This window comes from Tissierella pigra, assembly GCF_009695605.1.
GTDB classification, from domain to species: Bacteria; Bacillota; Clostridia; order Tissierellales; family Tissierellaceae; genus Tissierella; species Tissierella pigra.
Map to the genome: position 1 here is coordinate 1 of NZ_VUNQ01000070.1, position 14,079 is coordinate 14,079.

The 14,079-nt window shown below is 33.0% G+C and carries 5 protein-coding genes and 1 tRNA gene; 5 read left to right on the forward strand and 1 reads right to left on the reverse strand.

The genetic code is table 11. From position 1 onward, the window contains the following. Positions 1-289: 289 nt before the first annotated feature. Positions 290-363 (reverse strand) — tRNA-Pro (locus FYJ83_RS18405). Between the two features lie 919 nt (positions 364-1,282). On the opposite strand from FYJ83_RS18405, the gene FYJ83_RS18415 reads away from it, so the two are divergent. From FYJ83_RS18415 to FYJ83_RS18435, 5 genes are all read left to right on the forward strand, one after another. Continuing rightward, positions 1,283-1,939 (forward strand): TetR/AcrR family transcriptional regulator, encoded by a 657-nt coding sequence (locus FYJ83_RS18415; RefSeq protein ID WP_154442957.1) that lies wholly within the window; start codon positions 1,283-1,285, stop codon positions 1,937-1,939. Then, the gene (locus FYJ83_RS18420) at positions 1,932-2,210 is read left to right on the forward strand and encodes a hypothetical protein (protein WP_154442958.1); all 279 of its coding nucleotides are present in this window, start codon (positions 1,932-1,934) and stop codon (positions 2,208-2,210) included. The genes FYJ83_RS18415 and FYJ83_RS18420 overlap by 8 nt, the downstream gene beginning before the upstream one ends. A gap of 684 nt (positions 2,211-2,894) precedes the next feature. Beyond that, entirely contained in the window at positions 2,895-5,897 is a 3,003-nt protein-coding gene (locus tag FYJ83_RS18425) for an S-layer homology domain-containing protein (protein ID WP_154442959.1), read from the forward strand. 90 nt (positions 5,898-5,987) lie between these two features. After that, a complete protein-coding gene (locus tag FYJ83_RS18430; RefSeq protein WP_229768656.1) occupies positions 5,988-10,244 on the forward strand; it encodes a S8 family serine peptidase in 4,257 nt (1,418 codons plus the stop codon). A 324-nt stretch (positions 10,245-10,568) separates the two neighbouring features. Then, a partial coding sequence (locus tag FYJ83_RS18435; protein WP_154442961.1) for a S8 family serine peptidase occupies positions 10,569-14,079 on the forward strand: 3,511 nt, incomplete at its 3' end.

Here is a 14,079-nt window from a genome sequence, read left to right on the forward strand (position 1 = left end):
ACATGAAAAAGAACCTCCTTGGTGTATGGTTTCTCGATAATTCCATTAAACCAAATGAGGCTCTTTTTTTCATTAATCAAATTTTACCATGTCAACTGGTATTTTTTATTTTGATGCAACACTAGAACCTAAAAAGGTTCTTATTTCAATGATGTATATCATTAATCTCAGTGTCAATTTCTGTGCCATTTAGTTCAAACACAGCAAGTTGTACCTAAACATATCAATTTAACATAATAAAGAATGGCTACTTTTCAATATTATCAGCCTATACCCTAAGATAGAAAAGTCGGGATGACAGGATTTGAACCTGCGACCCCAAGTCCCCCAGACTTGTACGCTACCAAACTGCGCCACATCCCGAAAATATTTAGTCATTCTTGTAATCAAGTATATATCAAGATTACAAAGGGCTTTGCTCTTCTTATTAATCAACATTATAGCATGGATTATTTTAAATTGCAAACTATTTGCAAACCCAGCTACTTTAATTGGAATTGTTTACTTAGTAGAGCTAAAAAAATTATCCATCCCTTACAGTAGCTGAAATGCCTAGTATATATAGAAAAATTAAAAGAAGTAAGGAGCTAGATTTAGTTATAAACGATTACTTGCAACTTCACTGGATAAAATGTATGTTTAGTAAGATAGGAACCAAGGAAGAGGACTGTATATAAAGAAAGTTACAAAAACGAATGAATCTTTATAGAGATAAAAAGAATCGGGGATAAACCCCGACTCAATTATTCTAAGTTAGAAGGAATCACAGCTACAGAAAATAACTACTAAAAGTAAAAAGAAGAATAATAAAGAAGTATCCATACCGCATTCATCTTCACATCCTCTTCTGCCACCAAATAAGCCACCCATAAAAACACCTCCGATCTAGTTTATATTAAATACTCTTACAATAGAATATGAGGGATAGTAGTAAAGTGTTAATTTATTAATAAATAAATTTAAGAAAGATGAAGGAATATGATTAAAAACCGAATAACAACTATAGCGGAAGAAGCAGAGTATTACTGTAAATAAGAATTATACAAACAAGTAGGGGAAATAAAAGACTTTGAATTATGGCAAAAATATGAATTTCATATTGAATGTAAAGAATGCTAAAATTAAATATTTTATTGAAATATCGTATTATTCAAAAATAATTTTACGGTATTAAAAACATAATTAATTAAACTAATAATAAATTGAAGAAAATATTCTTGACATTTAATAATTAATATTATAACCTATACATACTGACGGTCGGTATGTAAGGAGTGATTAAATGTCTAGAAATAAAGATCCAGAACAAACAATCGAAAAAATATTATCTGTTTCAGAAAGATTATTTATCGAAAAAGGATTTGATAAAACAAGTATACAGGATATTATTAATGAGCTAAAAATGTCGAAAGGTGCAATTTATCATCACTTTAAATCCAAAGAAGAAATTTTAGATGCAATAACTAAAAAGCAATTTAGTTATTCGAATCAGATGTTAAAAAAATTAATAAAATATACAAAAGCTAATAACGGCAGAGAAAAGCTTGTACATATACTAGAAGCTACTATGTCTGATGAAAAGGCACATTATTTAGATAATGTACTAATAGGTCAAATAAAAAATCCCCAATTTGTAGTTTTGGGTATTAAAACAGGTATTAACGGTGATGCACCCATTTTAAGTGAAATAATACAAGAAGGAATAGAGGATGGTTCCATTAATACGGAGTTTCCAAATGAATGTGCTGAGATATTTATGTTACTTATTAATATTTGGATAAATCCAATTTTATTTAATCGTAATATTTCTGAAACATTAAGTAGACTAAAGTTCTTACAAATGTTAATGAAACATCTTGGAGTTGACATTGTAAGTGATAAGCTTATTGAACAAATTTTAAAAAGACATTCATATATTATGGAGGATACAAATGAATAATATTAATGAAAAGCTTTTGCACATAACAAGAAAAGCACTAGCTAGAACAGAAAAAGCAATGGAAAGAACAGGAGAAATACCTAAGGTATCCTTTGAAATTCAATATAAGGGTTGTTTAGTGGGATTAGGTATTGGAACGATACTTATAGTAGGTGGAATTATTGGACTATTAATGAAAAAGCAAATATGGGGATTAGGCACTTTAATTGCTGGAACAACAACTATTATTAGTAATATTATAACTATGAAAAAATTACAGGCCCAGAGGTAAATTATTATAGAATTATAGTAATAAAATATGTAAATATAAATAAATGTATAAAACAATTTTAATACCGTATTATTCAGAAAGGAACTGTGCAGTATTTTATTAATATCGTAAGAATTAAATTATAGATAGAGGTTCTAGGAATCCAAGGAGAGAAATTAAATCCTTGGGTTTTTATTTTTGTAAATGAGGATATGTAGGATTTATAGATAGAATTAAATAAATACATAAATGGCTTCATTAATAGAATGTAAATTTACAAAATATTCAAAAATCGGTCATGAAATCTTAAATAAAAGAAAAGAATATCAGAAGATTATTTTGCTACTAATTGAGAGAATAAGACACTTACAGTAGATATATCTTTGTCTATGAATATAAAAATATATTTATTAAATTGTAGAAATAAGTATATAAAGAGATATTTTGTAAACCATTAAAAAAATTCTTCTTAAATATGACAGATATATTTATAGAGTAACAAATTATTAAGGTTATTGTATACTTATTTAACTTAATGTTAATCTAAAGTAAACATACTAAAGCTCCTTTTTTGAATGGATGCAGGGGTGTAGACAATAATCTACACTCAGTAAAATATGTCATAACTTGCTTCTAGACTTTACTTTAAATCAAGTATTATCATATAAATGAGACAAGTATAACTATTAAAGGAGGGGTATTTGTATGAAAAAAATATTATCGCTGATTTTTTCTTTAGTCATCCTCATGTCTACAGGCATAGTTGTATTGGGGCAAGGAGGAGATTATGAAGACAATTGGGCGAAGCATGAAATCAACTACATGAAGGATAAGGGAATTCTTTCAGGTTATCCAGATGGAACTTTTAGACCTACTAACAATATAAGTAAATCTGAATTTTACAAGGTTGTTAATGGTATAATGGGTTTTACTCAAAAATCTGAGGTTAACTTTAATGATTTAAGTCCTACAGATTGGTATTATGATGAGGTACGAAAGGGAGTGAATGCTAATTATATACTTCCAGGAACATCATTAAATGCTAATGAGAACATTACTAGGGGAGAGGTTGCCAGAATAATTGGTGTTATTTTTGGAATAGAGGAGGACAAGCTTGAAGCATCTAAATTTACAGATAGTTTAACTTTACCTGAAGAACTTAAAGGTGTTGTCGGAGGGTTAAAGAAAAATGGATATATAAATGGTTATCCAGATGGAACTTTTAGAGCAAATGCAGAAATTACAAGAGCTGAAGTGGTTAAGATGTTATGTAACATTTCAGGTGAGATAGTTAATACATCTGGGATTATAAATAAAAATATAAAGACAAACCTTATAGTAAATACAAAAGATGTAATGTTGAAGGATATAGTAATCGGAGGTAATTTATACTTAACAGAAGGTATAGGGGAAGGCAATACAATTCTTGATAATGTAGTAGTAAAGGGTAAAGTGATTGTTAATGGAGGAGGGGTAAATAGTCTAAGCATTAATAATTCTAAATTAAATTCTGTATCTATAGATAAAAAACAAGGGTTAGTAAATGTAGTTCTTTCTAATACAACAGTAGAAGAGGTCAAAACTGTAAAACAGGCAAGATTGGAGCTTACTAAAGGTAGTTATATAAAGAAGGTTGAAGTGAGGGATAAAGCAAGTATTATATCAGCAAAGGATACATCAATTGATAGCCTTAGTATAGTTGGTGTAGATGTGATTGTAGATTTGAAAGGTACTATAAAATCAATTAAGTCAGGAACTCAAATTAAGGCTAATGGATCAACATTAAAAACTAATGTAGAGTATAAGGTAGTAAATGGAAAGTTAGAAGAATCTAATCCAACTATAGTATCCACCAAAAAGTCCACCACCACAAAGCTGCCTACAAGACCAGATCCAGTAACATTAAACAGAATTTCGGTTAAATCATTACCTGATAAGCTGGTTTATACAGTAGATGATGAGTTGGATATTACAGGTTTAGTTATAGAGGGAATATATAGTGATGGTAGCAGAGAAATAGAGAGAGTAACAAAATCTAATATAACAGGATTTGATAGTAGGGAGCCAGCAGAAGGACAAGTTTTGACCATAAAAGCTGGTGGGAGAACTACTACTTATACAATAAAGATTCAAGAAGATAACACAGTGAAACTAGAAGTAAATAAAAGAAAGTTGGCAGAAGCAATAGCTGAAGCTAGAAGAAAGAATGAAGAAGATTATACCGAGGAATCTTGGAAACTATTTGAAGTGGCTTTAGATATGGCTATAGAAATAAATGAAGATAATGAAGCTACACAAAGAGAAATTAATCAAGCATTATCAGAATTAAATGCTAGAATGAAGAAATTGGTAAAAATAGAAGGGGGAAATCTAGATTTTGAGCCTGAAGAGGCAGATAAATCAGGGTTAATAGTTGCTATATATATAGCAGAAGAAAAAAATGAGGAGGACTATACTCTAGAAACATGGAGACCATTTATAGAGTCTCTAGAAGTAGCAATACAAGTAAGAGATAATCCAGAAGCTACTCAAAGGGAAGTTAATGATGCACTATATGAATTAAATGATAAAATGGATGAATTGATAGAAGAACTGTTAAATCCAGAACCAATAGTAAATAAATCAGAATTAATAGATGCAGTGGATAGGGCAGAAAGAATGAATAAAGAAGATTATACAATAGAAACATGGGAAGAACTTGAAATAGTACTAGAAGCTGCTATAGAAGTTATAGATGATTTAGAAGCTACTCAAAGTGAGGTAGATCAAGCATTAGAAAATTTAAATGTAGCAATAGAAGGATTAGAAATAAAAGAAAATCCAGTAGAACCATTCATTACAAACATCCTACCAGACCAAGATATATTCCTTAAAGCTGGGGACATATTAGAAGTCAGATTTAATGCACCGGAAGGTGGAGAAGGTTGGTTCAGAGTATTACTTCCATATGAAAATTCAATGGATAGGAATATAAACAGAATGGCTGATGAAGAGTTTAATAAGTATAAAATGGAAATGGAAGAGATGGAAGGAGTATATTTTGCAACATGGAAAATACCAGAACAGGTAGTTGGAAGAGAGCTCCAAATTGAAGTAGAGTTTAAGATTGAAGGAAATAAGCCAATAAGAAAAATAGCAGAAGGAAGAATAAATATAATGATGGAGGACTCAGATCCAGTAGTAGATAAAGCTGCATTAACAGCATCTATAGCAGAAGCTATAACAAAGAAAGAAGAAGATTATACCGAGGAATCTTGGAGACCATTTGCAGAGGTGTTACAAGAGGCTATAGAGATAAATGACAATGATGAAGCTACTCAGGAAGAAGTTAATATGGTATTAACCAAACTGAATACTTGTATGAGTGCCTTGGTAGAGAAAGAAGGGCCTATAAATCCAGTTGAAGAACCAAAAGTAATAGTAGAGGTTCGTAATTCATCACCTAATTTTTTCCCAGCCTTAATTGAGATCAATGTAGTGGTTGAAAATATATCAAATGCTACAAAATATGATGTGGTGTATCAGTTATCTGGAGGAAAACATGAAAATACTTCTATATTTGATTTAGGTACATGGTCTACAGAATCCTTTTTCTTCAACCCAAGAACCATAACAGATAAGGTAACTATCAGAATTTATGATGTTGATAAGAATTTATTATACACATTTGAAGATGTGGTCTTAGTAAATCCAATGATTCCAAAATAACCATCCATAGTAATTCAGAATCACTTTGAATTAATCATTTTTCAAATGAATGATTAAATAAAATTAAAAGGAGGAAGCGATTTGAAGAAAATGAATAGGTTTTTAGCATTATTACTTGTACTAACTCTGATAATACCAGGGTTTACCTTTGCAGAAAATGAAAACTCAACTCAGGGGGAAGTATTAACAAGAGTAACAGATAAGTTCAAGGCAGATGAAAACGCTGAAAAGATTAAACTAGAAGATGAGTTAGGAGAGTTTTTTGAAGACGATGATGAGGTTAGAATTATTGTCGAATTAAAATCTGATCCATCAATAGTTTACGCTACAGAAAGAAATTTAAGCTATGAAGAAATGTCAGAATCTTCAATCAAACAAGTCGAAAGAAGAATAGATGAGGAACAAAGACAAGTCAAGAAAAACATTGAGGCCAACAGAGTGGATATGAAGTTTATAAATAGCTTCAATACAACATTTAATGGATTTAGCGGTATGGTCAAATTTGAAGATATTGAAGTTATTGAAAGTTTGCCTCAAGTCAACAAAGTATATATATCTAATGAATATGAAAGACCAGAGATAATACCAGATATGGATACATCCAAGGATATGATTGGAACACTTCCAACTTGGGATACAGGATATAAGGGTGAAGGTACTGTAGTAGCTATTATAGATACTGGTATTGATCCAAGCCATAGAGACATGGTACTTAGTGAAGGAATTGATCAAAAAATCACTAGGAAAACGTTAGAAGGCAAGAATTTACTTGGTAAATATTATACTGAGAAAGTTCCTTATGGATATAACTATTATGATTTAAATGATGAAATATTAGATTTAGGTCCAGATGCATCAATGCATGGAATGCATGTAGCTGGTACAGCAGGAGCAAATGGTAATATCAATAATGGAGGAATCAAAGGAGTAGCTCCAGAATGTCAATTACTTGCTATGAAGGTATTTTCCAATGACCCAATCTATTCAACTACATTTAGTGATATATATCTAGTAGCTATAGATGAGGCCATAAGACTTGGTGCTGATGTTTTAAATATGAGTCTAGGTTCAACAGCATCTTTCTATGTTCCAGAATCAGCGGAAAATGTTGCAATAACCAATGCTACAAATAATGGAATAGTATGTTCAGTTTCGGCAGGAAATTCTGGTTCAATGACCTATGGATGGACGGCAAACCCGTGGAAACAAAATCCTGACATAGGTGTAGTAGGTGCACCAGGAATCAATACAGATACTATACAGGTAGCATCAATTGAAAATACTCACCAAAAGGCAAATGGATTAACTTATATAAAAAATGGTAAGGAGCATAATATTCCAATGGCAGTAGCAGGGTCCATAAATCCAGCAAAAACATTGCTAGGACCACAACTATTTGTAGATGGTGGATCAGGTCATCCATCTGAACTTACTAATGTGGCAGGTAAAGTAGCTCTAGTAGTTCGTGGAGGATTGACATCTAACTTTACAGAAAAAATAGAAAATGCTCAAGCAGCGGGAGCAATAGGAGTAATAGTTCGTAATCACGAAGCTGGGGGAGAGGCTTTAGTCAACATGGCTACACCTCCAGGACAAAATATTCCAGCAGTATTTATAGGATACAAAGGTGGATTAGACTTATTGGGATTAGAAGAAAAACTTCTTACTTTCTCTGATATGATGATGACTATACCTAATCCTAATGCAGGAAAAATGGCAGACTCTACATCATGGGGAGTTACTCCTTCCTTAGAATTTAAGCCTGAAATAACAGCACCAGGTGCGCAGATATATTCTACATTAAATGATAATAAATATGGGACAATGAGTGGTACTTCAATGGCAGCGCCTCATGTAGCAGGTGGCTCTGCTCTTGTTATGGAATATATTAAAGAACATGAAATCTATGGAGAATTAGATTTAGCAGAACAGACTAGACTTGCTAAGGTGTTATTGATGAATACAGCTATACCAGTATTGGATCAATATGAAACTGAATATTCACCTAGAAGACAAGGTGCAGGTATAATGGACCTTTATGGTGCAGTATCTACTCCTGTTAGAGTAGTAGATGCTAGAACTAATGAAGCAAAAATAGAATTAAAGGATTTTGAAAATACAGAGTTTACCATGAAATTTAAAGCTATAAATGATTCAAATACAGATATAACCTATAATGTAGATGTTACAGTTTTAACAGATTATATTAATGAATTAGGTTTCAATATATTGTTATCTGATTATATTTACGATGCAGATATAGATAAACCAGATTCAGTGACTGTTCCAGCAAATGGAGAATATGTATTTGAAGTAACTGTAGACATAGGAACAGATTCTACAGTTTATAGAAATATGTTTGTGGAAGGTTTTGTTACTTTGCTCGACCCTACTGATGAAAAACCAACACTTTCCATTCCATATGTGGGATTTTATGGTGACTGGGGAGAACCTACTATTCTTGATGGTATGAGATTCATTGATCCAGCAGGAAGCTCTTACTTCAACACATCAGGTATGTTATATCGGGATGCTAAAGGTAATGGATATTTCTATACTACACCACATATATTCATGAATCCAGGGACAGTAGCTGGAAATGAGAAAGGTACTGGTAATATAATGCCGTATCTATCATTTATGAGAAATGCGGAATCAGTTAATTATAATATATTAGATAGCGAAGGTAATCTGTTGAGAACTATTTTGATGCAGCAATACAAGAGAAAGAATTATATTAATGGAGGTAGAAATCAGCCTGTTGGAATGGTTACTGCTGCACAGTGGGATGGAATAGTAAATGGTGAAATTGTTCCAGATGGAAACTATTTCTATGAAATCGCCGCCAAAATCCATTATAGTGGAGCGGAAGTACAATCCAAGAAGATTCCAATAACTATTGATACCGTTGGGCCAGAGATAAGTAATTTATCATATAATCCGCAGACAAATAAACTTACTTGGAATTCAGTAGACAAAGGCATAGGTATATTGGGATTCATGTTTAATATAAATGGACAGGAAATGGAAGCAGTTGTTCCTGGAGAAGAAGGAAAGACCTCATATGAGTTAGATATAAAGTCATATATAACTGATGCAAAAGAATATAATGTAGAAGTAATATCTGTAGATAAATTATATAATACGAATTCTTCTGAACTTACTTTTAATATAGACAACACTCATCCATATATATACATCTACGAACCTAAATTACTTGAAATGTATACTACGAATGATATATTATTCGAAGGCTATGTTGCAAACTTCTCATTATTAGATAAGGTACTTGTGAATAATGTTGAAGCTGATATTGAATTTAAAGACCATGTGGATTTGCAACATCCAGATGATCCAAGTACACGTATTTACTCAGGGCCAGCATTTAAGTTTACGAAAACTTTAACCATGGAAGATGGTTATCAAGAGGCTAAGATAGAGGCTGTATCCAAGACTGGAGCATCCAGCAGTTTAGTGAGAAGATTTTATGTAGATACTACTGATCCAGAACTAAACATAGATATATTAAATATCGATAAAGAATCGAAAACAGCAGAACTAGAAATTACAATGATGGATAATTTGGGATACCTAGAGTTATTCCTAGGTGACAGTCAGATATATATTTATGATTATCCTCTTATTATAGTTGAGCCTGCTAATGAAACAATAAGCCACACCGTAAATCTTGTAGAAGGAGATAATTATTTCCTATTTACTTTAAAGGACAAAGCAGGACATAGTACAGTTAAATCTGTAATTGTTAATCTAGAATCAGGAGAAGAACCACAAGAACCATCTATTAGAAATATTAAACCATCAAGAGATGTAGAACTTGAAGCTGGAGGTACTTTAAATATAAGTTTCAATGCTCCGATTGGCGGTTCTGCATATTATAGAATGTTACTTCCACTCGAAGTAAGCAGAAGTAGCTATGGAATCCCAATGACTGAAGAATCACCAGGATTATATACAGCTACTTGGACAGCTCCAGATGGATTTATAGCATCAAATTTAGCAATAGAAGTAGTATATGTTGCTGAAGATAGTACTGAAATATTTGAGACAGCAGAAGGAAGAGTAACTGTGAAAGGGGCTATGAAGAATATCCCTGCAAACTCCATTATATTAGGTGATGAGGCATTTGATATGGACCTTTTAGATAATGATGCAAGTGCACAGAGAAAGTTAACTGAATGGTATAATACTGGAAAGCCTGTTTATATCAAGCTTGGATCCAATACTATAGTGGATGAAGATGGAAATCTAGTAGATTTAGATATTTTACCAAATAGATTGATTCATAAAGATGCATTTGGAACCATAAGGATATTTGAGAGATATTAAAGTAAATAGAAATGTTACCCCTAAAAGATGTTTAGGGGTAACTTTCTTATTTAACTAGATATTGACAAATTATTGGAAAATAATATAAAAAAGGCAAGAAACTATAAACACTTGCCATACTTTGATAAATATTAACAATATCTCAGAATATTAAGGAAATCATGACAATGAATGAAATAAGTAAGGGGTGGTGATAAATAACTCCTTATGACATATATATAGAAATTACAGTATTTTGCTAAAGTTTTAATTTTACATAATTAAAAAAAGGAGGTGTAAAAAAGATTAAATATTTTGCAAAAAACTGAAGGGGGGAATTGTTAAATGTCAAAGAACAACCAAGTAAGAAAAGTATTATCCCTAATAATAAGCCTTATTATGGTATTGGGATATTTTACATCCTTTGTTTATGCAGAGAACAACCAACTTAGTTCAGCAAAAGAAGATTTATATGAATTAGCTGCAAATAAGATTTCAGCTGAGGTAAAGGAAGACATAGATAATGAACACCTAGTGGAAATACTCATATATATGGGGGAGCAAGTGGATACAGAAAAAGTAGCCCATGCTACAAGATCAGCTGTATCATCAGCTATGACCCCATATCAAACTAAGCTGGAAGTAAGAAGTGCAGTATTGGAATCTCTAAAAGATACTGCAGAAATAACTCAAGCTAATGTTTTAAAATATTTAGAACAAGAGATGGAAAATGGAAATGTAGTAGAATTTACACCTTATCATATAGTTAATATGGTATATGCAAAAGCTACAAAGGAAGTAATAGAGAATCTTTCCTATATGTCAGAAGTAGATAAAATCTACAAAAATAAAACTCATATATTAGAAAATCCAGAGATGAGCAATGAAATAGAACCTACAGCTAATGGAGTAGAGTGGAATGTTGAGAAGGTAAAGGCAGACCAAACATGGGATCTAGGATACGATGGAACAGGAGTAGTAGTAGCCAATATAGATTCAGGGGTAGATTGGACTCACCCAGCACTTAAGAATAAATGGAGAGGCTATGACCCAAATACAGAAACTACTAATGCCAGTGGAAACTGGTTTGACCCTGTATACAACGCATCACTACCAGCAGATTCAGATGACCATGGAACTCATGTAATGGGAACAATGGTTGGTCAAGAAGCAGATGGCTCTAATAAAATAGGTGTGGCACCAGGAGCAAAATGGATAGCAGCAAGAGTATTTAATACTGCTGGTTCTACAACAGATGCCATATTATTATCAGCAGCACAATGGATGTTAGCACCAGGTGGAAATCCAGACAATGCTCCAGATGTGGTTAATAACTCATGGGGTGGAGGAGCTGGAATAGATGATTGGTATAGAGAGGCTGTTAGAAATTGGAGAGCAGCAGAGATATTTCCAGCATTTGCAGCAGGAAATCAAAGATTAGGGGAACCGGCACCTTGGCCGGGTTCTATATCATGCCCAGCTAATTATCCAGAATCCTTTGCAGTAGCTGCAACTGATAGGAATGATATAAGAGCATCTTTCTCAAAACTTGGACCATCACCATATGATGAATCTTTAGTTAAACCAAATATATCTGCACCAGGAGTAAATGTAAGATCATCAGTACCAGGAGGCGGATATGCAGGTAATTCAGGTACCTCAATGTCAACTCCAGCAGTAGCAGGAGTAGTTGCACTGGTATTATCAGCGAATGTTTCATTATCAGTAGCAGATGTTGAAGAAATTCTTCAGGATACAGCTACACCATTAACTGACTCCACATACCCAACAGCACCAAATATGGGTTATGGCTATGGTATGGTAGATGCATTTGAGGCAGTATCATCCATAGCAACAGGAACAGGATATATTTCAGGTAGAGTATTAGTTCCTGGGGAAGATACATCAGAGGCAACTATAACTCATGAACAAGAAATATTTGAAACCTATATGGGTTTAGACATAGAAATCCTTGCAGAAATATCAGATGATGTTGCAATAACAGAAGCAGAGCTTTTAGTCAAACAACAGGGAAAATCCTACTGGATGGTAGCTCCAATGAATAGAATTTCAGGAGATCACAAGAATGGAATGTATAAAGGAACTATAACTCATGATATGTTAATGGGAGATAGTATTGTATATAAGATAAAAGTAAGAGACTATGGAGGAGATATAGTAGTTACATCGGATTATAAAATAGATATAGAATTTGGTGTAATCCCAGGAGAATATATCCAAGGCTTTGAGAATAACGCTAATGGCTGGATATTCAATGGAGCATGGGAATGGGGAGTACCATCAAATGTTGGTCCGAAGCCATTTGAAGGAGAAAAACTAGCAGCAACTACATTAGATGGAAATTATCCAAATAATGCTGACAGCTGGATGATTACTCCTCCAATAGATTTAAGAGATGGAAATTTAGAAACTGCTTCACTAAGATTTTATGAGTGGTATGAGATGGAAAATAATTATGACAAAGGATATGTACTAATTACAAATGATTATGGTGAAACTTGGACTGAAGCAAGGGGAATCATAACAGGTAGTGCTATGAATTGGAAGGAATCACTTGTGAATCTTGGAAATTATATAGGGTCTAAAGAACCAGTATTTGTAGCATTTAGATTTACATCTGATTCATCAGGTCAGAGAGCAGGATGGTATATAGACAATGTAAGACTAATGGCTCGTGATAACGAACCACCAGCAATACCTACTAACCTGACAGCAGAAGCTAACATGAGAGGAATTAAGCTAAGCTGGAACCATTCACCAGATGCTGATTTATCACATTATAATATTTATCGTTCAGAAACATTAGGCGAAGGATATGTTAAGATAGGAGAAATTAACAATAATAGTTTTATAGATTCAGAAACAAGTCCTAACACAATGTATTACTATGTAATAAATGCAGAAGATTTATCAGGCAATATCAGTGAAAATACAGAGGAAGTATCTGCTACAGCTTTAGCCTTTACTACTATATTTGGTACAGACTTTGAAAACAATGACAGAGGATTTACTACTGGCGGAACTAATAACCCATGGGCATGGGGAGTACCAACATCAGGACCTAATGGAGCTGCTTCAGGAACAAAACTATGGGCAACGAACTTAGGAGGTAACTATCCTATGAACAGTGACAGCTATATAGTTAGTCCAGCTATAGTACTTCCAGAAGGAAGCAATTCGGTATTGACATTTAATCATTGGGTTGACATGGAAGGGACAACTACTTTATATGATTATGGGCAAGTACAAATTTCTACAGATGATGGAGTTACTTGGACCAATATAACTCCTGCAGAAGGTGGAAAATATGGTAGAAGAGTTCAAGCATGGACTAATGAAGAGATATCCTTAGCTGCTTACACTGGGAATACAGTAAATCTTAGATTCTTCTTCCATTCAGATGGCTCACTTTCATATACTGGCTGGTATATAGATGATGTATTTGTTATGGTGGGCACTACAGAATCAGCATCAAAACCAGGGCCAGTACAAGAAACAGAGTTGATAAGAAGAGATTCGAAGAAAGCTGATTATATAGAACCATTAGCACCTAATTATAAATTAAATAGAACAGGAACAAATAAGTTTGAAACAATAGAGGATATAGAAGTACAAAATATGCAAATGGTATTTGCAGGAATCCCAATATCTGATGCTGTAGTAACAGTATTGGAAACAGGAAGAAGTGTTAAGGTTGACCCTGTTACAGGTAAATTCTTTATGAGATCTCCAATTGGCGAATATACTTTAGTAGCAGAAGCTTATGGATATTATTCTAAGGAAGCTAGAGTAAATGTAGTTGAAGACCAAACTGCAAAATCAAACTTCATATTAG